The following is a 23435-nucleotide window of genomic DNA, read 5'->3' as shown; positions in this document are numbered from 1 at the left end:
TATGCTCTATTTAATCTTTTGTATTGTAGAAACTCCATATCAAATCAAGAGCTTCCCCTACTTCCAGAGCTGAAGACCTTGTTTCCCGTAATATTCTTTGAATGGAGTATTTTTTTAAATATGGGTATTTTCTATGGACTTCGTATAACAGAGGGCATCCGAATCCGCTAAATGACTGCAAATCAAATTGCTGTGTTAGGGATTTGTTTTCCTGTTTTCCAACAGCTAAACTTGCAGGTAAGTTAAGGCGGTACAGGCCTTTTTCCTGCGGGGTTATGCATTGTGTTCCTGTTGAGAGCATATCTCCAAATATGACTATTGGGATATTATTGTTTATTGCATATTGATTTATTAGTTCTTCAGTATGTTTGGAGCATCTTCCGCAGGGATGGAATCTTCCGTTTAGGGATTCCCTGATTATTTCACTGTAATCTGCTTTTATATATTCATGACCTGCATTCAGCTGGTCAGTTAATTTTTTGATGTTTCTTTTATACTGATTTGGTAAAATAATAGTTCCCGGATCAATTGTAACCGCTGTGGGATTGAATCCCAGGTATTTTGCTAAAATTAATGAAAAACTGCTGTCAACTCCACCGGACAGGGCAACTACTGCTTCTGTTTTTTCAGATTCTTTAAATACATTGCTTTCAAAATAGCTGTTATAGTCAAAGCTGTAGATGTTTTCTAATTTGGAGCTTAGAATTTTTTTCAGGTTCTGGATTCCTGTTAAATCAGAGTTAAATTCATCCAATGTTTTTTTGGAAAGTTTAAGTTTGTATTCCTTGGTCAGGTAATCTCCGTAGCTTTCCACATGGATGCTGTTTATTTTTAATTTTTCTCTTAGCTTTCCAACTACCCATCCGCCTTTTCCGATAATTGCAGATTTGTCAGGTCTGTCCTGGGTTATTATCCATAATTCGTTTTCCTTTTCGTTGTAGTAAATGTCTTCAATATGGATTTCAAGCTCTTCATGACCTATCTGTTTTCTTACCTGATTTATTTCTTCTGTCAGTTTTTCTTTAGTATACAAGTTTTTCACCAAATTTGCAATATTTTTCTTGATTGTCTAGTAAATAATATATACTAAGATATTATTAAATATAGTTTAACAGATATCATATTTTTAAATTAAATGAAGGTGCGATAAAATGGTTAAGTTTTTAGGAGGATTGGGTGATAATCGAGTAAAAAATGTAGAAACACCTACCTTTCTACCTGAGGACAATATAAGATTCGGTGTAGAATATTCTCCGGACTCCAGACCTCCGGTTATTGGAAGAAATCATACAATTCGTTCCAATTCAATTATCTATAATGATGTTGTAATTGGGGATAATTTCAGAACAGGTCATAATGTTGTTATTCGTGAGAATACAAATATTGGGGATGATGTTTTAATCGGAACAAACACTGTAATTGAAGGTGAGGTTATAATCGGAAATGACGTCAGCATTCAGTCTAATGTTTATATTCCTACCAATTCAGTAATTGAAGATAATGTTTTTATCGGACCTTGTGCCTGTTTTACTAATGATAAGTATCCTGTAAGAATTAATTATGAATTGCAGGGGCCTAAAATAAGAAGGGGAGCTTCTATTGGTGGCAACACTACATTTTTATCCAATGTTGAAATCGGTGAGGGATCTATTGTAGCTGCAGGAGCCATTGTTATTCACAGTGTTCCTCCGTTTTATTTGGCTATTGGAACTCCTGCAAGAATCAAGCCTCTTCCTGACCATTTGAAAGTTCCAAACAAATTATAGTTTGCATATTTTCGAACAAATTTCGAAAGGATTATATACTAGTTTTAATAAGATAAATAATTGTTTAAATTAAATAATTTAAATAGGAATAAATTTTAGAAAGGAGATATTATGTCTAAATGGAAATGTAGTGTATGTGGATATATTTACGACAGTGAAAAAGGCATACCAGAAAAAGGCATTGAAGCAGGTACAGAATTTGAAGATTTACCTGATGACTTTAAATGCCCAAGATGTGGTGCCGGCAAAGCTTTGTTTAAACAGTTGTAGGTTTGGACAAAAGAAATTGATTCTAAATTATTTAAGGAGGAGTTATTATGGCTTATGTATGTAAAGTATGTGGATATGTTTACGAAGGCGACGATTTTGAAGACTTACCTGATGACTGGGTATGTCCTCTTTGTGGTGTAGGAAAAGACCAATTTGAAGAACAATAATTATTTATTCTTCATTTTATCTTTTTTAAAACCTGCTTATTTTTAAAATTAACCTTAATCTTATTGTGGAATTTTTCAAATATTTCTTTTATATTCTTATTGTTTTTGGAAACTAAATCATAGCTAATTTTTTCACCAAAATCTTTTTGAATGATTGTTAATTTGCTGTTTCTGATTTCTCTTTCAATATCCTTTAAATCAGAATAATCAAATGTAATATTGTAAACATCATAATATTCAACTTCAATTATTTCACTAGCTTCAATAGCTTCAAGAACTGATTTGCTGTATGCACGAACCAAACCTCCAGCTCCAAGTTTGATTCCTCCAAAATATCTTGTAACAACTGCTGTAACATTATGCAAATCATTTTTCCTTAATGCATTAATCATAGGTTTGCCTGCAGTTCCGCCAGGTTCGCCGTTGTCGTCATATCCCTCACCGTCATTTGTAATATATGCTGTACAGTTATGGGTGGCATCATGATACTGCTGATTTAACTTCTGAATAATCTCTTTGCTTTCCTTTTTGCTTTTGGTTGGAAATAAAGAGCAGATAAACTGGGATTTTTTAATATTTATTTCACTTTGAACAGCTTTTTCAATAGTTTTCATAATATCAAATACTTTTATATATTCTTGCAGACATAATTTAAGTTAATTAAATTAACAATATTAAGGTGGTATTTTGTCAAGTAAATCAGCTACATTATTGGTGGTTTTTGTAATAGCTGTTGGAGCATTTTGTATAGCTAGTGTTTTTGCAGCTATGACTGGAGAAATAAACATTTTACCAAATGAAACAGATTTGCTGAATTCATCAGATAACAGTACTGATGATGTTTCTGTAAGTGATTCATCAGCTGACGATTCCGGAAATGATTACAGCTATTCTTCATCAAGTGGTTCTGAATCAACTTCATCTCAAAGTCAGGATTCCGGATATAATCATGATTCTCCAAGCACTCCTGAACATAATCCTGACGGAGGTACTCACGATGATTCAAGTGGAGGTACTTCTGGAACTGAGGAGGGTGGTGCAGGAAGAACTCCTTAAATTTTATTTTTTTTTAAAAATCTAAAAGCTTTTCAATATCAAATACAACAGAGTTAATAGCTAAATCAAAGAGTTGTTTTCCATAGACTTCATCAACATAAACTCCGTTTTCTTCAACATCTCTTGCACCTTCTTCAATGTTAGGATCATTTTCACGAGCTTGTTTAAAACCATATAGACCAACTTCTTCATATTTACTTAAATCTGTCTGGTTTTCAATTTCAGCTTCGTTAATTATTCCCAAAACCTTTGCCATTGAAAGCTCACCGCTGCCTCCGTGAGGACCTTCTGTTGAAATAATCTTGTTATTAAAGATAATAGTCAGATCTGTTTTGTCTTCAATGTCATAGAGTTCAGTCATCAGAGGAATATTTCCCCCGTGTGAATTTACAATAACCACTTTTTCAATATCCAGATATTTTTTCGCAGAATTAAGGGTGCTGATTACATTTGCCTTTAATTCATCTAAAGAAACATGCACTCCATGATCTATTTCATCTAATTCATAAGCAGGAAATACTATTCCTAAAAATTTAGCTCCGCTTTCAAGTGATGCCTGAAATGCAATGTGTGCACCGATTTTGGCATCAGTATCTATAGGTAATGCAGGACCGTGATTTTCCAGATGTGACCCAAGAGCTATCACTCCGATTTTGTGAACTCTTGGATTTTTAATTTTTCCTGCTCTGTATCTTAATTCTGCCATTTAAATCACCAAATTATAATTCAAAGTTCCAAATGTCGTCTCCAACATAATGTTTTGTTTCAATAGCTTTACCAGAATCATTTTCAACCATTTCTTCTCCAGTAATTAAGCTTATTCCAATAGCTAATGGTTTTCCATGTGTTTCATCAATGATTAGAACAATATCTTCAGGATTTATATTCTCATCAGCAGCTACAATTCCAGGACTCATAATATCGGCACCATTACTTACAAAGCGAATTGCACCCATGTCCACTGTTACTTTTTTTCCATGGATTTCATTAGCCAGTGCAGCTTTTAAGGTTGGAAATGGCTTTTCATCAATTAATATGATGTAAGGTTCACCATCAACTAAAATAAATGAATCAGGTTCGGCTTCAAGTATTTCCACATTTTTCTTATTTTGGAGCAGTTCACCATATTCTCCCAATTCTTTTTTGATTTCTTTAATTTTCTTTTTTTTCAGAAAGTTTCTTTTTTTAACTTTTATAGTCATATTTTTTCCATACCTTAATTTTGATATGATTTATTATCTGATTTTTATTTATTATATTCTTTGGTTACAAAATTCAAATTTAATTTTAAAAAGTGATTTGACTGCACTGATTTGTTTTTCAGATGCTGAATTTTCTTTAATAATTTATATGGTGCATATTATGTCTGTAAAATATTTTTTTGGGGGCTGGCTGGATGATTGGAATTTGCCTTTTTAGAAAATGATGAAATGCAGTTTTTTAAAATGAAATCAGTTAAATTTTTTAATAACTTTGTTTAAAATAAAGTTAGATGTCTTATATAGTGTAAATTACTGTTAATTCAGTGATTTATATTAGTTTTGGTCTTAAAACAAACTAAACATTTATATAGTAGTAGAAGCATATAATTTAATATTAGTTTTAATTAGGTTTTGTCTTATCTAAACTTGATTATATTATGTCTAATATTTAAAAAAGTGATTATCATTAATTGCTTTTAAATTATAAAATACAATAAAAAATTATAGTAATATAAGGTGATAAAATGAGCGGACAAAATGTTCAAAGGCCACTTGATGCTTTAGGCAAATCTGTAAACTCCCCTGTTTTAATAAAACTTAAAGGAGATCGTGAATTTAGAGGAATACTTAAAAGTTTTGATTTACATATGAACTTAGTTCTTAATGATGCAGAAGAACTCCAAGACGGAGAAGTTACTAGAAGACTTGGTGTTGTGCTCATTAGAGGAGACAATATTGTCTATATCTCACCATAAGTACTATTTTAATTCTAATATTTGTAATAAACGAACTGATTAATTAGGAGGTGTATCAGTGTCAAAAGGTACTCCATCAATGGGTAAAAAGAATAAAAAGACCCATATAAGATGCAGAAGATGTGGAAGAAACACTTACCACATTCATAAAAAAGTTTGTGCTTCCTGTGGATTCGGTAAATCTAAAAGGATTAGAAGATACAGCTGGCAAAACAAAAAACCAACCACTAGAAAAAGATTAGTTTAAGTTGGTAAAAGCGGAAGATTATTTATTTAATCTTCATCAATTCTATTTTTTCTATTTTTATAAAAACTTATTCAGCTGTTTTATTGGATTTTTCCTGTTTTTTGATTCAATTGAAGATATTGCGTAATTTTTGATATTTGCCAATATTTTGGCATACCTAATAAATCGTTACATTTATAAATAAGTTATTTAATAAAGTCATCCAATGAGCATGTTATTTCATTAAATTTCATGGAGGTTTCAGTTATGACTCAATTAAAGGAGATTGTTGAAAAAGAAAACATAAACTTGGATGAATATGTAACCTTTGTAACAGATAATCAGAAAGTATTGGCAGCTAATGTTAAATATGTAAAGATTAAACAAAGGCAAGATCATTTGATGGGTATAACATTTACTATAAATCCTAAACAGCTAAAAGAGGTTAACGAGTTTTTTGATTCCTTAACTTCCGGTGAAAGAATCTATTACAATATCAGTCAGACAGGATATATTCCTGTAAACTACAGGGGAATGCTGCCGATTTCTAAAAATGTAACACATAATCCTGAAGAAACATTTTCAATAACTGTTATGGTAGATCCTGCTGTCACTATCCCTAAAGATACTTATGAAGAACCTGTCTGCGATAGCTGTGTGTTTCATTATATAAAATAAACAGGTGTAAAAGATGGATGATACTGATATAAGTCCTTATATAACATTGACTAAAGTTCGTTCTGGTGAAAGACTGCAAATTGAACAGAAATATGTTAAAATCAGAGAAGGGCAAAATAAAGTAATGGCAGTTAGTTATCAGGCTCCAATTTATGAAATAATTGAACTTGAAAGGTTCTTTGAAAATTTTCCTCCTTCCGAAAAAATAAAATTTAATATTGGAGGAACAGGAAGTGTTGGAGTAAATTTCAGAGGTATTATTGAAGGGGGTCAAAAGAATTTCAGCAAAAATATTGACCATAAGATAATACTTTTGGAAGAGTACAAATGCCCTAAAAAAGATGAATATACTATTCCTAAAAGGTCTTCCAGGTTTGTACCTAAAGTAAATCAAAAATCCAAATAATATGATAATCTATTATTCTGCAACCGGAAACTGCAAATACGTTGCAAAGAAAATAGCCGATAAAACACGAGATATTGCAGTGTCTATGATTGGACATGATTATTCCATTTATTTAAAAAAAGGCGAGTCTTTAGGTATTGTAGTTCCTGTTCATTTTTGGGGTCTTCCTGCATTTGTCACGGAGTTTTTGTCAGAACAGATATAAAATCTGAAGATAAAAATCCTTACATTTTTTTAATTGCTACTTTCGGATCAAGTCCTGGGTACTGCTGCGGTTATCTTGCTGATTTAATTGAATCTAAAGGCTTTAATGTATCTGCCAAATTCAGTATTCTGATGGTTGATACCTGGACGCCGGTTTTTAATCTGTCGAATGAAGATAAGATTAATAAGAAAACTTTAAAATCTGATAAACAGATTGGGGATGTAATTTCTAAAATTGAAAGAAAAGAACCGGGAGATTTCGTTAAAAGAAAATTGCCTAAGTTTGTCTGTGATATCTTTAGAAAAATTACCACATCTTATAGAAAAACCAGTCATTTAAATGTTGATGATAAATGTGTTGGATGAGGATTGTGTAGAAAAAGCTGTCCGGTTAAGGCTATTGATTTACAAATGAAAAAACCGGTATGGGTTAAAAATGAGTGTGTTATGTGTTTGAGGTGTCTTCATTTGTGCCCTAAGTTTGCAATTCAATATGATAACAAAACTCAAAATCACGGACAGTATTTAAATCCACATATATCTTCTCTTGATTGAGAAAATTATTCGATTACACTTGGAACTTCATCTTCTACGGCATCCCACAATTCAGTAGCCCATCCTTGTGAACCGTCAATTACCATATCCAGAAGTCTTACTTTTCCATCTTTAAAACGGAATAGTCTGTAGTCCTGCTGGGATTTTTTGGTACTTCCTTCTTTATTGCAGTCAAGGTATAAGCCTTCATCATATTCCTCTTCAAAGTCTCCTGCTTTTACAAAGTCTCCAACAAGTGAATATCCGTTTTTAACGGTTTTATCTAGTTTTTCAACAGTTTTTAACCATCCGCCCTGTGCTCTGAATTTTATGTCAGGGTCTATTCTTTTTATTTCTTCGAACCAGTTTAATTTCATGATTACCAAATCCTGTTATTTCTAATATTGGTTATTTTTGGCTTATAAAAAGAAAGCAAGAGCATTTGAAAAATAATAATTTTTATAACGATAGTTATATATACTTCTTTTTACAACTATAAATTTATATAAGCCTAAAAACAAAGTGTATTAACATATTTAAAGAAATTTGGTCTTTATTATGAATTTATTAGAAAAATTTAACATACTCCCAAAGGACAGGCATCTATATGATGTTGCATTTACTCACGGGTCTTATGGAACAAAACATGGTTTAGATTATACATATGAAAGATTGGAGTTTTTAGGTGACTCTGTTTTGAACATGATTGTTTCAGAATATTTATATAAACAGTATCCGGATTATGAAGAAGGTAAATTAACTAAACTGCGAGCAAATTATGTTTGTCAAACAGCATTAATTTATTATTCACATGAACTGGGTTTGGATAAGCATATCAAAATATATGGTGATGACAGCAAAATAACTGAAAATGAGGTTTTGTCAATTACCGCAGATGTTTTTGAATCATTTTTAGGAGCAATATTCTTGGATCAGGGTATAGAATTTGCAAAGGATTACATTTCAAAAATAATATTCCCATACATCGATGCAAAAAAAGTGTTTTTCTTTGATTATAAATCAGTAATAAAAGAATACGGGGATGCCCAGGAAGTGGATATTGAATATAAAATAATTGATGAATGCGGTGTGCCTCATAATAAAACATTTATAATCTCTATATTGATTGACGGAAAGGAAATGGGTGTTGGTAAAGGTAAAAACAAAAAAGAAGCTGAACAGGCTGCTTCAAAACAGGCTATGAAAAAACTGAAAATACAGAAATATTAGGTGTTTTAAATGAAAAAAGAATCAGTTGGAGTTGTTCAAACAAAGTATTATAATATTGAAGAGCCAATTGAACTAGAAAGTGGAAAGACTCTTGATAACATCACAGTAGCTTATGAAACTTATGGTGAGCTTAACAGGGAAAAGGACAATGCAATTTTAATATGTCATGCATTATCCGGAGATGCACATGCTGCAGGATGGCATGAAGGAGATAAAAAACCTGGATGGTGGGAAATAGTAATAGGTCCCGGAAAAGCTCTGGATAGTGAAAAGTACTTTATAATCTGTTCTAATGTATTGGGAGGATGTAAAGGAACAACAGGCCCATCATCAATCAATCCAAAAACTGGTAAGGAATATGGTATAGATTTTCCGGTTATTACAATAAAGGACATGGTAAATGTTCAAAAGAAACTGGTTGATGCATTTGGAATTGATAAACTGGCAGCAGTTGTTGGAGGTTCAATGGGAGGAATGCAAACCCTGCAGTGGATTGTTTCATATCCTGAAATGATGAAAAAAGCAGTTGCAATAGCTACAACAGCAAGATCTTCACCGCAGCAAATAGCATTTAATGAAGTGGGCCGCCAATCAATAGTAGGCGATCCGAACTGGAACGGTGGAAACTATTATGGAACTGACAAAATTCCAAAAGAAGGGTTGTCTGTAGCCCGTATGATAGCTCATATTACTTATTTAAGTGATGAATCAATGTATCTTAAATTTGGTAGGGATCTGCAGGATAAAGATGAAATTACATATGATTTGTCAATGGATTTCCAGGTTGAAAGCTACCTGCACCATCAGGGAGCAAGTTTTGTAAAACGTTTTGATGCAAACAGTTATCTCTATATTACAAAAGCAGTGGATTTATTTGACCTTGCCCAAAACAACTCTCTGATTGACGGACTTAAAGATGTAAAGGCAAAAGTGGAAATTATTTCAGTGGATTCAGACTGGCTATATCCTGTTGAACAGGGAACAGAAATCCTGACAGCACTTAATGCAAATGATGTTGAGGTAAGCTTTTCAGAACTTAAATCTAATTATGGTCATGATGCATTTTTACTTGAAAAAGGTCAGCTTAACTATATTTTATCAAAATTCTTGTCAGACAACATAGTTGAAGACTTGATGATTACTGATGTAGTTACAATTACCGAACAGGCACAGATAGAGGAAGCCGCTAAATTAATGTTTAATCTTAATGTTACACATATTCCTGTTGTTACAAATGGCAAAAAGCTGATTGGAATCGTAACTAGCTGGGATTTGTCTAAAGCAATAGCTACAAATTCCAATGATTTAAAAGAAATAATGACAAAAACAGTTAAATTCTGTCATGCAGACGATTCTATTGAATCAACAGCACGCAGAATGAGAAAATTGGATATTTCATGTCTTCCTGTTGTAGATGATGACTTTAAATTAAAAGGAATAATCTCTACTGATCAAATAAGTCATTTAGTATCAGAATATAGGTAGAAAGGTAAAAATCCTTTCTAGCTAACTGCTTTTTTTAATGCCTGGTCAATATCAGCTATTAAATCTTCAGCATCCTCAATACCAACAGACATTCTGATAAAGTCAGGAGTGATTCCCCCTTCAAGCTGTTCTTCTTCAGTCATGTTGGAATGGGTAGTGCTGGCAGGATGGATAACTAGAGATTTTGCATCACCGATATTAGCCACATGACTTAAAAGCTCAACACTTTCAATAAACTTCTTACCTTCTTCCAAACCACCTTTAATTCCAAAACCAACAATTCCACCGTAATTGCCGTTTAAGTATTTTTCAGCCATTTCATGGTTTTCATTATCTTCAAGACCCGGATAATTAACCCAGGAAACAGCTTCATGATTTTTCAGGAATTTAGCTATTTCTAAAGCATTCTTGCAGTGCTGGTTAACTCTTAGTGATAGTGATTCAATACTTTGCAGGATTAAAAATGCATTAATAGGACTTAAAACAGTTCCCAAATCCTTCATTAAATGCACACGGGCTTTGGTGATATATGCTTTGTTTCCAAATGCTTCACTATAAATTAAACCGTGATATGCCGGATCAGGTGTAGTAAACTGTGGAAACTTGCCGTTTGCCCAGTTGAAAGTACCGCCGTCAACAATAACTCCACCCATACTGGTTCCGGTTCCTGATAAAAATTTGGTGGCGGAATGAACAACAATGTCTGCACCGTGTTCCAGAGGCCTCACCATTGTAATAGCTGAAGTATTGTCAACAATCAAAGGCAAATCATGTTTGTGTGCTATTTTAGCTATTTTTTCAAAATCAGGAATGTTTAATTTCGGATTTCCTATAGATTCGCAGTAAATTGCTTTGGTATTTTCATTAATTGCATTTTCATAAGCTTCCAGATCATGGGTAGGTACGAAATTTACTTTGATTCCCCAGTTAGGCATGGTATTTTTAAATAATGTAAATGTACCTCCGTAAAGGTTATTTGATGCTACAATTTCATCTCCTGAATTGGCTATATTTAAAATAGACAGTAAAATTGCACTCATACCGGTTGACTGTGAAAGAGCTCCAACACCTCCTTCAATTGCAGCCACTCTTTTTTCCAAAACATCCAATGTTGGATTGGATATTCTGGTGTATAGATAACCTTCTTCTTCAAGAGCATATAATTTTTTAGCTTTTTCAGCACTTTCAAAAGCATATGAGCTGGTATGATATATAGGTGTAGCTCTGGCTCCGGTAACAGGGTCCACTTTTTCACCTGCATGAACTTCCAGAGTTCGTTGTTTGTATTTTCTTTGTTTATTCATATTATTCCTCAACTTTATTTTTGTTAATCAATTATTTAATTAATTATGGTATAATTTATGGATTATTAGGTAAACTTAATATTCTGAACGAATTTTATATACATTATTTTTTTTTGTTAAACATTTCATAATTATTTTTCATATTTTTTAGTTATAACATAATTTAAATATTATTGTTACTTTGAATAATATATAGTTAAAACTGATTATGTATGGTATTTTTGTCATATTTGGGGGGGGGGGGAAATTATATATTGTTTAATTAATTGAGGTTATTTATAATGTTTCATATAATTAATTTTTTTAATTATAATATTTTGTATAGCTGAATAGAAACATATATACATCATATGTTCCAAATATAATCCTGTAGAATTTTCATGTTCACATAATAATTTACATGAGAAAATTTTTTGAATTCTATAATTGGTGCGTTGATAAAATGGTTAAAAAGATATTTGCTGTTGTTGGATCGGCTTTATTATTCTTATTAATAATTGGAGCTAGTTCTGCAGCAGACATTGATATAAATAATGATGGAACATTTAGCGATGTTCAGAATGGAATAAATCAGGCTCAGTCTGGTGATACAATTTATTTAAACAATCACACGTTCACAGGATCCGGCAGTGAGATTTCTGTAGCTGGCGGATGGTTTTCTAATAAAGATGAGATTACTATTGACGGTTCTATTAATCCAAACAAAGGTGGAACCGGTAATGAAATGTCTACATTAGATGCAAAATCAAGTTCCCGTGTGTTTAACATTGGAGCCAGCAGCATAACTTTGAAGAACATTATAATAACTAATGGTAAATATTCAGGACGTGATGCAAATGGTGCTGGTGTTTACAGTTCAGGTTCTAATCTTGTTTTGGAAAACTGTGTTATCAGTAACTGTGAAGCATCATCTAGCTCAAGAGGAGATGTTCATTCTGCATTATATTCAGAAAATACAGTAACATTATCTCGTTGTACTTTGGTTAACAATAAAGCTACCAGTACTTACAATACTGTAACAAATAGTTATGTTGTCAGAACTGCAAGTTTTGACGGGTCAATGACTGACTGTATTGTTCGTGATAATTATGTTTCTTCTATAGGGGCAATGGCTATTGGAATTACAATTGTTGGTTCCAGCAGCAATAAAGTAAGTAACACTAAATTTATGAACAATTATGCCACATCAACAAATGGAAATGCCTTTGGTGCTGCATTACATGTATTGGGTACAGTTTCTAATTGTACATTCGAATATAATCAGGCAAATTCGGATGTTAATAACTCTCATGCCGGTGCACTTTGTTTCAGACCTGGAAGTACTGTTTATAACTGTACTTTTATAGGCAATATTGCATATAGGGGAGCGGCTACCACTTTCCATGCAAGCGGTGAATTGAAAGATTGTATATTTATTAACAACACTGCAACCGGTTTTGGTGGTGCAATCTCTACCGGATATGACGGTACTACAGGTCAAAAGGTAAAAATTTCAAATTCTTATTTTGAAGGAAACGCTGCACCTATCGGTGGTGCTATTACTACTCACGGTAACGATATAACTGTAGATAACTCCACATTCATATCAAATAAAGCTGCTGATGATGGTGGAGCTGTTTATGTTGTTGATGATGGAATCACGGTTTTAAATTCTAATTTTGGAAATAACTCTGCTAAAAACCATGCCGGAGCTATTTATGTAAAAGGAAATAATGTTAAAATTCAAAATGCAACATTTGTAAATAATTCTGCACACTTCGCAGGTGCTGTGAGGGTGGAAGGAAGTTCTGTTAATGTTTTGAACGCTACTTTTATAGGAAATAAAGCTATTTCTGATGGTGTTTCAAAATCTCAAGCAGGAGCTTTAGGAATCAGTGGAAATAATGTTAATATAGACAGTTCTTACTTTGCAAATAACACTGTAGAAGGTGATGCAGGAGCTATATGTGTAATAGGAAGTCATATAAAAGTAACCAATTCACAGTTCTACTCCAACCATGCTAATCCATTTAACAATGATTTAAATACTGGTTTAGGTGGAGCTATATATACTATGGGTAATAATGTAACTTATGATAATGCAATATTCAGATATAATACAGCTGTTAACGGTTCTGCTTTATTTGTAGACGGTGTAGCTTCTCTTAAAAATATTGTATTTTACAGAAACCAGGCTTACACTTATGTATTGCCTATTATTGTTCAAAATCCGAAAACTCCTTATGGAGTAACTGTTAATGTTACTGTAGTGATTATTGGTGGAAACAATATTGCAAATGCAATACATCATGTAGGTCAGCTTAATGATATTTCATTTGATAATGTAACTTACTTATTTAATGTAAACGGAACAATCATGAACAGAACAACAGGAGCAGATGAAATTCATCCGGTTGATGGTGTGGAAAACAGTAAAAACGGTACTTTAATCTATAGGGATGAACGTGAAAATACTCAGTCAATCAATCCGATTGTTATTTATAATGAAGACGGAAACATTATTTACAATGAAACTTTAATCTCTTCAATTTATGGTGATGTCAGGTTTTCATTAAGCGGTCTTGCTCCGGGTAATTATACCATTAAAGCAGAACACCCTGAAGATCTCTTCTATAAAGCTATCAAAAATGAAACTAATTTTGAAGTAGTTGGTTTTGTTGATTTGGATGTTGATATTACAACTGATAAAAATTATTATGGATTGGACGAGGAAGTTGAATGGACTATCAGTTTAACTAACCATGGTCCGCATACTGACAATAATTGTTATGTAAATGGAATTAAACTTGAGGATATTGTTGGTTTTACTCCTTCAAAAGGTACTTTTGATGCAGCTACAGGTATATGGAAAGTAGGAAAATTAGCCAAAAATGAAGTTGTTACTCTTAAAGTTAAAACAAAAACTACCAGTTTAGGTACTGTTACTCTGACTGTTAATGCAGTAAACAGTACTGAAGATACTAACATAAGTAACAATGTAGCTACTAAAACCATATACATACAAGAACTGCCTAAGGTAGTTCCTACAAAAGATGTAAATGTTACAAACCCTAACTATGGTGATAAAGTTAAATATACTATAGTGGTAAGTAATGTCGGTAAGATTACTGCTGATGTAACTTTAACAGATATTCTTGATAAAGGTTTGATATTTACTGGTGCTAGTGGTAATTATGAATATGATTCTACCACACGTACTGTTACATGGAATATTGATGGTTTAGCTGTAGGTCAAAACTTAACATTCTATGTATATGCTACTGTAGATGCTTATGGTGTTTTAAACAATACAGTTACTGTTGGAGACAATACTGTTATAAGAAATGTAACTGTTCCTGAAATTACTCCTGATAAAACTATTGATAATGATTCACCTAACTTCGGTGATAAAGTATCATATACTGTCACTGTTACCAATGGCGAATTTGAAGCTAATAATGTTATTGTTAAGGATGTTGTTGGGAACGGATTAACCGTTACTGATATTAGTGATAACGGTCAATATGATCCGATTACCCATACTATTACATGGATTGTTGATTTAGCTAAAAACGAAGTAAAAACATTTACTGTTGAAGCTACTGTTTCAGGCTATGGAAATATATCTAACAAAGTTGTTGTTGGAAATAAAACAATCTTTAAAAATGTGGATGTACCTGAAATTACTCCTAAAAAAGATGTTAACAATACAACTCCTAACTTCGGTGAAAATGTAGCTTATACTATTGTTGTTTCTAATGACGGCATTAGTGATGCAAAACAAGTTGTAATAACAGATACTCTTGCGAAAGGTCTTAAATTCCTTGGAGCTAATTACAATGGTGTTTATGATGAAAATACACATACTGTAACATGGACTTTGGATATTGATTCAGGTAAAACTGTAGAATTAAAAGTAAATGTTACTGTGGAAGATTACGGTGTTTTAGTTAACAGGGTGACTGTTGGAGATAAAACAAGTTCTGTAGATATTGCAGTTCCGGAAATTATCCCTGATAAAACAGCTAATGTAACTGATGCTAACTTTGGTGACAATGTAACCTACACTGTTACTGTTACTAATGACGGTGATGTGGATGCTAGTCAGGTTGTCATTGTTGACCAATTAGGTAACGGCCTTAAATATGTCAGTTCTTCAGATGGTGGTGTTTGGGATGAAAAAACCAACACTGTTACTTGGATTGTTGATTTGGCTGCAGGCAAAACCAAAACATTAAATGTTGTAGCTACTGTGGTAGGGTATGGTAATGTAACCAACTCTTTAGCTGTAGGCAATAAAACTTCTAAAATAAACGTTAATGTTCCTGAAATTACTCCAAATAAAACTGTAGATAACAAAAACCCTAATTTTGGCGACAATGTAACTTATACTATTGTTGTTTCTAACGATGGTGCTGCTGATGCTAAGAATGTTGTTGTAAAAGATATTCTTGCTCCTGGTTTCAAGTTCATTGAAGCTAATTATGGTGGTGTTTATGATGAACTTACCCGTACTGTAACCTGGATTGTAGATGTTAATGCTAAAGGTCATGTTGATTTAACTATTAAGGTTATTGTTGAAGATTACGGTGTTTTAACCAACAATGTAACTGTCGGAAATAAAACAAGTTCTGTAAACATTACAGTACCTGAAATTATTCCCAACAAAACTGCAGACATTGAAAATCCTAACTTTGGTGATGAAGTAACATACACTGTTAACATTACAAATGTCGGCAAATCCAATGCTGTCAATGTAGCTGTTCGTGATGTTTTAGGTGAAGGTTTAGAACTTATTTCAGCAGACGGAGGAGTATATAATCCGATTACCCGCACTATTACATGGACTGTTAATCTAAATTCAGGGGAAACAAAATCATTTAAAGTAGTTGCTAAAGTAATTGGATACGGGAATGTAACCAACTCTTTAGTTGTAGGTAATAAAACCTCTGCTGTAGATGTTGATGTTCCGGAAATTATCCCAAGTAAAGATGCGGACAATAAGTATCCTAACTTTGGTGATAGCATAGATTACACAATTACTGTTAATAACATCGGCAAAGCAGATGCTAAACATGTAGTTGTTGTAGACCGTTTGGATAATGGATTGAAATATGTCAGTTCTTCTCATAATGGTGTTTATGATGAAGCTTCTCATACTGTTACATGGGTAGTTGATATTGCTGCAGGCAGTTCTCTTGATTTGACTGTAACTGCTGTTGCTGATGAGTATGGTGTTTTAACCAACATTGTATCTGTTGGAGATAAAAGCGCTTCTGTAGATGTAAATGTTCCTGAAATTATTCCTAACAAAACTGCAGACATTGAAAATCCTAACTTTGGTGACAATGTAACTTATACTGTAACAGTCACTAATGACGGAAATGCAGATGCTAAAGCAGTTGTTGTTCGTGATGTTTTAGGTAAAGATCTTAAATTTGTTTCAGCTACCGGTACTTATACCTTTGATGAAGCTACCAATACTATTACATGGACTGTTGATGTAGATGCAGGTAAAACAGAAACATTTACTGTTGTAGCTACTGTTATCAACTATGGTAATGTAACCAACTCTTTAGTTGTCGGTAACAAAACATTCAATAAAAATGTAACCGTACCTGAAATCACTCCAGACAAAACAGTAGACAATGAAAACCCTAACTTCGGAGATGATTTAACTTATACAGTTACTGTTAAAAACGAAGGTAATGGAAACGCTAATGATGTAATTATTGTTGATGCTCTTGGCAAAGGTTTAGAATATGTCAGTTCTACTGGTAACTATGATAATAAAACCAATACAATTACCTGGAAAGTTGACCTGGCTTCTGGAGAAACTAAAACATTTACTGTTGTTGCTAAAATCGTCGGATACACAGATGTAACCAATGAAGTAACTGTAGGTAATAAAACAGCTGCTGTAACTGTAGATATACCTGAAATCATTCCTGCTAAGGATGTTAACAATACAACTCCTAACTTTGGAGATAAAGTGGAATACACTATAACTGTTAACAATAATGCTAATAAAGATGCAAAACAAGTTGTCATAGTTGATACTCTTGGCAAAGGTTTAAAATTCATTAATGCAAGCCATAACGGCAAATATGATGAATCTACAAGAACCATTACCTGGATTATTGATTTGGGTGCTGGTGAAAGTGCGGTATTTAGTGTAAATGCTGCTGTAGAAGCATATGGAAACATAAATAACACAGTAGTTGTAGGAAACAAATCAGCTACAAAAAACATTACAGTACCTGAAATTATTCCGGGTAAGTCTGTTGATGTTGAAAATCCTAATTTCGGCGATACTGTAACTTATACTGTTGTTGTTACAAATAATGGTGTTGTTGATGCTAAACAGGTTGTTGTTAAGGATATTCTTGATAAAGGATTGAAATTTGTTAAAGCTACTGGCGAGTATACTTTTGATGAAGATAGTCATACTGTTACATGGATTATTGATTTGGCTAAAGGTGAGTCTCAAACTTTCTATGTGACTGCTGTTGCTGAAGCTTATGGTGTTTTAATCAATGATGTAACTGTTGGGGATAACACTGCTTCTGCTGATGTTGTTGTTCCTGAAATTATTCCTGATAAAACAGCTAATATTACTAATCCTAATTTCGGTGATAAGGTAGATTATACTGTTACTGTTACTAATGATGGTATGGGGGATGCTAATAATGTTGTTATTGTTGATATGCTTGGTGAAGGTTTGACCTTTGTAAGTGCTTCTGATAATGGTGTTTGGGATCCTGTAAAACGTACTGTTACCTGGATTGTTGATTTGGCTAAAGGTGAAAGTAAAGTATTTAGTGTGATTGCTACTGTTTCAGGTTATGGAAATGTTACTAACTCTTTAGTTGTTGGTAATAAAACCATTTCTGTTAATGTGACTGTTCCTGAAATCATTCCAGATAAGACTGTAGGTATTGAAAATCCTAATTTCGGTGATAATGTAACCTACACTGTAAAAGTTACTAATGATGGAATTGGTGATGCTAATAATGTTGTTGTTAAAGATATTTTAGGTGAAGGTTTAACTTTTGTTGATGCTACTGGTAATTACACATTTGATGAAGCTACACGTACTGTTACTTGGATTGTTGATTTGGCTAAAGGTGAAAGCAGAACTTTCTATGTTAATGCTATTGTTTCAGGTTATGGAAATGTTACTAACTCTTTAGTTGTTGGTAATAAAACAACCGGTGTTAATGTGACTGTTCCTGAGATTAATCCTGATAAAACAGCTAATATTACTAATCCTAATTTCGGTGATAAGGTAGATTATACTGTTACTGTTACTAATGATGGAATTGGTGATGCTAAGGATGTTGTTGTTCGTGATGTTTTAGGTGAAGGTTTAACTTTCGTTGATGCTACTGGTAATTACTCCTTTGATGAAGCTACACGTACTGTTACTTGGATTGTTGATTTGGCTAAAGGTGAAAGTAAAGTATTTAGTGTGATTGCTACTGTTGTAGGTTATGGAAATGTTACTAACTCTTTAGTTGTTGGTAATAAAACAACCGGTGTTAATGTGACTGTTCCTGAGATTATTCCTGATAAGACTGCTAATATTTCCAATCCTAACTTTGGGGACAATGTAAATTATACTGTTACTGTTACTAATGATGGTATCGGTGATGCTAAGGATGTTGTTGTTCGTGATGTTTTAGGTGAAGGTCTTAAATTTGTTTCAGCAACTGGTAATTACTCCTTTGATGAAGCTACACGTACTGTTACTTGGATTGTTGATTTGGCTAAAGGTGAAAGTAAAGTATTTAGTGTGATTGCTACTGTTGTAGGTTATGGAAATGTTACTAACTCTTTAGTTGTTGGTAATAAGACTGCTGGTGTTAATGTGACTGTTCCTGAAATCAATCCGGACAAAACAGTTGACAACGAAATTCCTAATTTCGGTGATAATGTAACCTACACTGTTACTGTTACTAATGATGGTATCGGTGATGCTAACAATGTAGTTATTACAGATGTTTTAGATAAAGGATTGAAATTCTTAAATGCAACTGGAAACTTCACATATGATGAAAAAACAGGCATAATTACCTGGATTGTTGATTTAGCTAAAGGCGAAACCAAAACATTCAATGTAAATGTTACTGTTTTAGGTTATGGTGTTTTACCTAACACTGTTGCTGTTGGTAATAAAACAGCTGTCAGAAACATAACAGTTCCTGAAATAATCACTGTAAAAGAAGTTAATTCCTCTGATATTCATATTGGAGATGAAATAACCTACACTATTACAGTTTCCAACCCTGGAAAAATCAATGCAACAAATGTTGTAATTAGAGATATTCTTCCTGAAGGATTAAAATTCATCAATGCTTCAAACGGCGGAGTATATGACCCTGTTACTGGAATTATTACATGGATTTTAAACATCACAGCTAATTCAACTGTTGATTTGACTGCTGATGTATGTGTAAACAAATCAGGAAATATTACAAATACTGTAAATGTTGGAAACAAAACTTCCAACTGCACTATAGAATCCGGAGATATTGTTGATCTGGAAATACACATAGTTGCTGACAAATCCGAAATATATGTTGGAGACAATGTTGTCTACACTGTTACTGTCATAAATAATGGACCAAGCGATGCAATAAATACTATTGCTAATATATTAATACCAAATGCATTAAGCATTCTCTCATATAATGCAACAAAAGGAACATTTGACATAACTTCGGGCAACTGGTCTATAGGAAACTTAACAAATGGTGAAAAAGTCGTATTAACATTTGTAGCTAAAGCATTAAACGAAGGCAATTCAACAGTACATGTCAATGTAACAAGCGAAACCTTCGAAGTAATCATGGAAAACAACTACGACAATGTAACTGTTAAAGTCCTTAAAAAAGCAGCTCCGATCGGTCCGGATAAACAGGTTCATCCAGATGGTTCATCTTCAGATAATGAATGTGGCAAATCTGTAAACTTACCGAATACAGGAAATCCACTTGTAATGTTGCTCTTATGTATTTTAAGTGTAATATTTGTCGGATCTAGAAAAAGAAAATTATAATTTATTTGTGGTTTGGGTTTAACTACTCAAATCAGCTTTTTTTATTTTTTAAGATTAGCTATTTTTTCATTGCTATTAATGGATTGCTCTTATTATTTTCTTGGAAATTAACAGTAACTTGTATATAAAGAGCACAATAAATATTAAAAATAATTTGGGTATTGTTGTGGTAATATGGCTAGTCATATTAATCTTTTAAAACTAAAAAATATAATTGTTTTAGATATGCATTACTTTTGAAGTTTATTTATTGAAAATTCCCAGTTTTCCAATAAATCATAAATCAGTAATCCTATTATAATCATTAAAATTCCATTGAAAATTATCCAGTATCTGCCGGGATATTCTGGATAAAACATTATTGAAGACGGAGCATTTCCTGATACAAATTGACTAGCTACTGAAATTAGAATCAAAGCGGAAATTTGAATACCAATATCCTTATTTCTATATTTAATAATAACGATAATTGAAATCAAAATTGATACAATTATAGTTAGAAAAATAATAAAAATTAATAAAATAATCTTCTATCCATTCATCATCAAATCCGCTAAATCGCAATTATTATTTTTAAATCTTATTTAATGATCATTAAAAAAGCTATTTTTATGCATGAAATTATAAAAAAACCACAGTTGAATTTTTTAGTTTTCGGATATTTTCTGTTTTTTAGTTGAATCCGTATACTGATTTATATTCTAAAAACACATCTGAATTTCATAAAAATGTTTATATTTTAACATACAATCATTAAATATCTGTTAATTAATAGGTTACAGGTGAATTCATGTTCAATAAAAAGTATTTTATTTTAGTTTTTTTTGTTTTTCTGATAGCTATAACTTCAGTCAGTGCGCAGGATGATGCTGTAGCTAGTCAGGATTTAAATGAATTGTCATTTAATGATAATGTGGTGTTGGATACTAACACTGATGCAGAACACTATGCAGATGGTGGAGTAAGGCAGGACACAGGTCAGACTGCTGATGATTTGATTAATTTAAGTGAATGCAGTTCAGCTGTTCTTCAGGTAAGTGATAATGAAGGAGTTATTTGTATCAGGCGTGATGCTGCAAATGCCGCTGATATTTATATTGAAAGCGGTAGCTGGGGAGATATTGGTTATCTGAAGCAATATAAAACCAGCGGGGGTTATTTTTCACATGCAATTGTCACATCCAATGGCTGGCTTATTGGTAATGGTGGTGTAACAGACGGTTCTGTATTTCGCCAGATTGAAAGCATAGCTTCTGAAATGGTTGTCACCAATCAGATTACAAATGATTATCTTTCAAGAATTTATAAGATAATGTCCAGATATTCTTTAGGTCATTTTGTAATTAAGGCAGCTGACGGAACCTATGGTGTTGTTTTCAGTAATTTGTATCATGTTTCTAAACTGCAGCCTGGACAGTATGTTTTATGTCCTAATATTTATTCCATGTCTCAAAAAGGCAGTTATGACAGCAGTCTGAATCCGGTTGATGCAGCCATTAAAAAAGTTTATACTGACAGCTATGGTGTCAATAGGAGAAATATAATGACTTATCACTGGAAGCTGACTGCTTCTTCTAATGGACTGTCCTATGGAGTAGATTCCTATGCATCAAATGATGACGGTAGAGGTGTTGGCCGCTCAACATCCAATATGGCAGATAATGTTTATTACTTCAGTAATTTCCATTCAAGAAATTCCCTTCCATTAGCTAGAGATAAACTATTTTTGGGAACTCATGTTTTTGAAAACAGTATTGAAGTTTTCAGATTACTGACTCCCGTCAGCTCATGTCCTGTTGGAGATAATATTGAGTTGAAATATCAGGTTAACTATATTGCTCATTCAAGCCCTGTAGTTCAGTTTGCTCTTCCTGAAGGATTTGATTTTAATAATGCAAGTGTATCTAGGGGAAATTACAGATTGGATTCTGGCCGTATTGTAGTTTGGAATTTAAATGACTGTGATATGAATAATTACATCACAATTTCTCTTAAGGCACTTAAATCAGGACAGTTTGATTTATACCATTCACTGGACAACAATTTTGTCGGAAGCGATAAATTATTTGCAAATGATTATGGTGCTGTACTTTGTGCAGATGACGTAAACAAATATTATAGAGGTCCTGAAAGGTTTAGCATATGCTTAAAGGATGTTAATGGCAATCCTATTGTTGGTGAAAATGTTATTATTAATATCAATGGTGTTGATTATAAAAAAGTTAGTGATGATAAGGGCACTGCTTCACTGGCCATTAATCTGGATTCTGGTGAATATCTTGCCAAAGTAAGTTATAATGGACGTTTCGGCAGTGATTCCAAAAAAGCCAATGTAAAAGTATATGAAACTATCTCAGGAAATGATATTGTAAAGATGTTCAGAAATGAAACCCAGTTTTATGCAAAATTCATTGATAGTTCAGGAAACCCTTTAGCTAAAAGGGCAGTTACATTCAATATCAATGGTGTGTTTTACACAAGAAACACTGATGATTCAGGTTATGCAAAATTAAACATTAACTTAAGACCCGGAACCTACATTTTAACGGCATACAACCCTGTAAACAATGAGAAAAAAGGTTTCAACATAACTGTCAAAGCTCTTATCTGTGAAAACCATGATATAGTTAAATATTATAAAAACAGCACACAATACACAGCAAAAGTCTATGATAAAGACGGAAGCTTAGCTATTGGTAAAAATGTAACATTTAACATAAACGGGGTATTCTATAAAAGGACAGTTGATGAAAATGGTACAGTAACACTAAACATCAATTTGAATCCCGGAAAATATATTGTAACTGCAATATATGAAGGATATGATGTGGGAAACAATGTGGTTGTTAAAAGTGTTCTGCTTACTGATGATTTGTCCATGAAGTTTAAGGACGGCAGTAAGTTTAATGCAACTGTTCTTGACGGTCAGGGAAAACCCTTAGCTAATCAGACAGTGATATTCAATGTAAACGGAGTATTTTACAATAAAACAACAGCAGATAATGGTGTTGCAAGTTTAAATATCCGACTTCTCAGGGGAGAATATATCATCACTTCAATATGGAACAGTTATCAAATTGGAAATAAAATTACAATCAGTTAGGAGAAATCT

At 32.8% G+C, this 23435-nt stretch carries 22 protein-coding genes; 15 read left to right on the top strand and 7 right to left on the bottom strand.

Annotated elements, in window-relative coordinates; all coding sequences use genetic code 11:
• Nucleotides 1-10: 10 nt before the first annotated feature.
• The gene (locus MSM_RS00925) at nucleotides 11-1042 is read right to left on the bottom strand and encodes an ATPase (protein WP_004034903.1); all 1032 of its coding nucleotides are present in this window, start codon (nucleotides 1040-1042) and stop codon (nucleotides 11-13) included.
• Between the two features lie 109 nt (nucleotides 1043-1151).
• On the opposite strand from MSM_RS00925, the gene MSM_RS00920 reads away from it, so the two are divergent.
• The 3 genes from MSM_RS00920 to MSM_RS00910 all read left to right on the top strand — a co-directional run bounded on the left by MSM_RS00920 (nucleotide 1152) and on the right by MSM_RS00910 (nucleotide 2203).
• Entirely contained in the window at nucleotides 1152-1766 is a 615-nt protein-coding gene (locus tag MSM_RS00920) for an acyltransferase (RefSeq protein ID WP_011953745.1), read from the top strand.
• Nucleotides 1767-1877: 111 nt separating this feature from the next.
• The gene (locus MSM_RS00915; protein WP_004034213.1) at nucleotides 1878-2036 is read left to right on the top strand and encodes a rubredoxin; all 159 of its coding nucleotides are present in this window, start codon (nucleotides 1878-1880) and stop codon (nucleotides 2034-2036) included.
• Between the two features lie 47 nt (nucleotides 2037-2083).
• Nucleotides 2084-2203, top strand: a complete 120-nt coding sequence (locus MSM_RS00910) for a rubredoxin (protein ID WP_004034206.1) — start codon at nucleotides 2084-2086, stop codon at nucleotides 2201-2203.
• A gap of 11 nt (nucleotides 2204-2214) precedes the next feature.
• Here the strand turns inward: MSM_RS00910 and MSM_RS00905 are convergent, their stop codons facing one another.
• A complete protein-coding gene (locus tag MSM_RS00905; protein ID WP_011953744.1) occupies nucleotides 2215-2817 on the bottom strand; it encodes a YigZ family protein in 603 nt (200 codons plus the stop codon).
• A 73-nt stretch (nucleotides 2818-2890) separates the two neighbouring features.
• Between MSM_RS00905 and MSM_RS00900 the strand changes: the two genes are divergently transcribed.
• Complete coding sequence (locus MSM_RS00900; protein WP_048058597.1) at nucleotides 2891-3259, top strand: hypothetical protein; 369 nt, start codon at nucleotides 2891-2893, stop codon at nucleotides 3257-3259.
• A 13-nt stretch (nucleotides 3260-3272) separates the two neighbouring features.
• Here the strand turns inward: MSM_RS00900 and arfB are convergent, their stop codons facing one another.
• Complete coding sequence (gene arfB / locus MSM_RS00895) at nucleotides 3273-3965, bottom strand: 2-amino-5-formylamino-6-ribosylaminopyrimidin-4(3H)-one 5'-monophosphate deformylase (RefSeq protein ID WP_004034909.1); 693 nt, start codon at nucleotides 3963-3965, stop codon at nucleotides 3273-3275.
• Nucleotides 3966-3978: 13 nt separating this feature from the next.
• Entirely contained in the window at nucleotides 3979-4461 is a 483-nt protein-coding gene (locus MSM_RS00890; RefSeq protein ID WP_004034201.1) for an RNA-binding protein, read from the bottom strand.
• A 524-nt stretch (nucleotides 4462-4985) separates the two neighbouring features.
• Here MSM_RS00890 and MSM_RS00885 point away from each other — a divergent pair.
• The 7 genes from MSM_RS00885 (at nucleotide 4986) to MSM_RS09440 (ending at nucleotide 7285) form a co-directional block, all read left to right on the top strand.
• Nucleotides 4986-5216, top strand: a complete 231-nt coding sequence (locus MSM_RS00885; RefSeq protein WP_004034197.1) for an LSm family protein — start codon at nucleotides 4986-4988, stop codon at nucleotides 5214-5216.
• A 58-nt stretch (nucleotides 5217-5274) separates the two neighbouring features.
• On the top strand, nucleotides 5275-5463 hold the full coding sequence (locus MSM_RS00880) for a 50S ribosomal protein L37e (RefSeq protein ID WP_004034195.1): 189 nt from the start codon (nucleotides 5275-5277) through the stop codon (nucleotides 5461-5463).
• Between the two features lie 246 nt (nucleotides 5464-5709).
• Complete coding sequence (locus MSM_RS00875) at nucleotides 5710-6120, top strand: hypothetical protein (RefSeq protein ID WP_048058596.1); 411 nt, start codon at nucleotides 5710-5712, stop codon at nucleotides 6118-6120.
• 13 nt (nucleotides 6121-6133) lie between these two features.
• Nucleotides 6134-6526 (top strand): hypothetical protein, encoded by a 393-nt coding sequence (locus MSM_RS00870; protein ID WP_004034917.1) that lies wholly within the window; start codon nucleotides 6134-6136, stop codon nucleotides 6524-6526.
• Nucleotide 6527: 1 nt separating this feature from the next.
• Nucleotides 6528-6731, top strand: coding sequence for a flavodoxin domain-containing protein (locus MSM_RS09305; protein WP_233144487.1), 204 nt, complete (start codon nucleotides 6528-6530; stop codon nucleotides 6729-6731).
• Nucleotides 6683-7096, top strand: a complete 414-nt coding sequence (locus tag MSM_RS09300; RefSeq protein WP_011953740.1) for a hypothetical protein — start codon at nucleotides 6683-6685, stop codon at nucleotides 7094-7096. Before MSM_RS09305 ends, MSM_RS09300 begins: the two co-directional genes overlap by 49 nt.
• A gap of 45 nt (nucleotides 7097-7141) precedes the next feature.
• A complete protein-coding gene (locus tag MSM_RS09440) occupies nucleotides 7142-7285 on the top strand; it encodes a hypothetical protein (RefSeq protein ID WP_372581960.1) in 144 nt (47 codons plus the stop codon).
• A 5-nt stretch (nucleotides 7286-7290) separates the two neighbouring features.
• Here MSM_RS09440 and MSM_RS00860 read toward each other — a convergent pair whose 3' ends face one another.
• On the bottom strand, nucleotides 7291-7641 hold the full coding sequence (locus tag MSM_RS00860) for a hypothetical protein (protein ID WP_011953739.1): 351 nt from the start codon (nucleotides 7639-7641) through the stop codon (nucleotides 7291-7293).
• 181 nt (nucleotides 7642-7822) lie between these two features.
• Here MSM_RS00860 and rnc point away from each other — a divergent pair, with 181 nt between their 5' ends.
• Entirely contained in the window at nucleotides 7823-8494 is a 672-nt protein-coding gene (gene rnc / locus MSM_RS00855; RefSeq protein WP_011953738.1) for a ribonuclease III, read from the top strand.
• A 9-nt stretch (nucleotides 8495-8503) separates the two neighbouring features.
• The gene (gene metX, locus MSM_RS00850; RefSeq protein WP_011953737.1) at nucleotides 8504-9979 is read left to right on the top strand and encodes a homoserine O-acetyltransferase MetX; all 1476 of its coding nucleotides are present in this window, start codon (nucleotides 8504-8506) and stop codon (nucleotides 9977-9979) included.
• Between the two features lie 17 nt (nucleotides 9980-9996).
• On the opposite strand, the gene MSM_RS00845 is transcribed toward metX, so the two are convergent.
• A complete protein-coding gene (locus MSM_RS00845; RefSeq protein ID WP_011953736.1) occupies nucleotides 9997-11283 on the bottom strand; it encodes an O-acetylhomoserine aminocarboxypropyltransferase/cysteine synthase family protein in 1287 nt (428 codons plus the stop codon).
• A gap of 442 nt (nucleotides 11284-11725) precedes the next feature.
• On the opposite strand from MSM_RS00845, the gene MSM_RS00840 reads away from it, so the two are divergent.
• Entirely contained in the window at nucleotides 11726-20323 is an 8598-nt protein-coding gene (locus MSM_RS00840; RefSeq protein WP_048058595.1) for a DUF11 domain-containing protein, read from the top strand.
• A 230-nt stretch (nucleotides 20324-20553) separates the two neighbouring features.
• On the opposite strand, the gene MSM_RS00835 is transcribed toward MSM_RS00840, so the two are convergent.
• Nucleotides 20554-20802, bottom strand: a complete 249-nt coding sequence (locus MSM_RS00835; RefSeq protein WP_048058594.1) for a hypothetical protein — start codon at nucleotides 20800-20802, stop codon at nucleotides 20554-20556.
• Nucleotides 20803-21113: 311 nt separating this feature from the next.
• Here MSM_RS00835 and MSM_RS00830 point away from each other — a divergent pair, with 311 nt between their 5' ends.
• A complete protein-coding gene (locus tag MSM_RS00830; protein ID WP_011953733.1) occupies nucleotides 21114-23426 on the top strand; it encodes an Ig-like domain-containing protein in 2313 nt (770 codons plus the stop codon).
• Nucleotides 23427-23435: the final 9 nt, after the last annotated feature.

Source organism: Methanobrevibacter smithii ATCC 35061, from assembly GCF_000016525.1.
Classification (GTDB): Archaea; Methanobacteriota; Methanobacteria; order Methanobacteriales; family Methanobacteriaceae; genus Methanocatella; species Methanocatella smithii.
Note: the sequence above shows the minus strand (reverse complement) of the source record. Positions and strands in the feature narration are given on the sequence as shown.

Coding starts and splice junctions, on each gene's coding strand:
- MSM_RS00920 (WP_011953745.1), top strand. CDS start 1,152: ATGGTTAAGTTTTTAGGAGGATTGGGTGATAATCGAGTAAAAAATGTA.
- MSM_RS00915 (WP_004034213.1), top strand. CDS start 1,878: ATGTCTAAATGGAAATGTAGTGTATGTGGATATATTTACGACAGTGAA.
- MSM_RS00910 (WP_004034206.1), top strand. CDS start 2,084: ATGGCTTATGTATGTAAAGTATGTGGATATGTTTACGAAGGCGACGAT.
- MSM_RS00905 (WP_011953744.1), bottom strand. CDS start 2,817: ATGAAAACTATTGAAAAAGCTGTTCAAAGTGAAATAAATATTAAAAAA.
- arfB (WP_004034909.1), bottom strand. CDS start 3,965: ATGGCAGAATTAAGATACAGAGCAGGAAAAATTAAAAATCCAAGAGTT.
- MSM_RS00890 (WP_004034201.1), bottom strand. CDS start 4,461: ATGACTATAAAAGTTAAAAAAAGAAACTTTCTGAAAAAAAAGAAAATT.
- MSM_RS00885 (WP_004034197.1), top strand. CDS start 4,986: ATGAGCGGACAAAATGTTCAAAGGCCACTTGATGCTTTAGGCAAATCT.
- MSM_RS00875 (WP_048058596.1), top strand. CDS start 5,710: ATGACTCAATTAAAGGAGATTGTTGAAAAAGAAAACATAAACTTGGAT.
- MSM_RS00870 (WP_004034917.1), top strand. CDS start 6,134: ATGGATGATACTGATATAAGTCCTTATATAACATTGACTAAAGTTCGT.
- MSM_RS09305 (WP_233144487.1), top strand. CDS start 6,528: ATGATAATCTATTATTCTGCAACCGGAAACTGCAAATACGTTGCAAAG.
- MSM_RS09440 (WP_372581960.1), top strand. CDS start 7,142: ATGAAAAAACCGGTATGGGTTAAAAATGAGTGTGTTATGTGTTTGAGG.
- MSM_RS00860 (WP_011953739.1), bottom strand. CDS start 7,641: ATGAAATTAAACTGGTTCGAAGAAATAAAAAGAATAGACCCTGACATA.
- rnc (WP_011953738.1), top strand. CDS start 7,823: ATGAATTTATTAGAAAAATTTAACATACTCCCAAAGGACAGGCATCTA.
- metX (WP_011953737.1), top strand. CDS start 8,504: ATGAAAAAAGAATCAGTTGGAGTTGTTCAAACAAAGTATTATAATATT.
- MSM_RS00845 (WP_011953736.1), bottom strand. CDS start 11,283: ATGAATAAACAAAGAAAATACAAACAACGAACTCTGGAAGTTCATGCA.
- MSM_RS00840 (WP_048058595.1), top strand. CDS start 11,726: ATGGTTAAAAAGATATTTGCTGTTGTTGGATCGGCTTTATTATTCTTA.
- MSM_RS00830 (WP_011953733.1), top strand. CDS start 21,114: ATGTTCAATAAAAAGTATTTTATTTTAGTTTTTTTTGTTTTTCTGATA.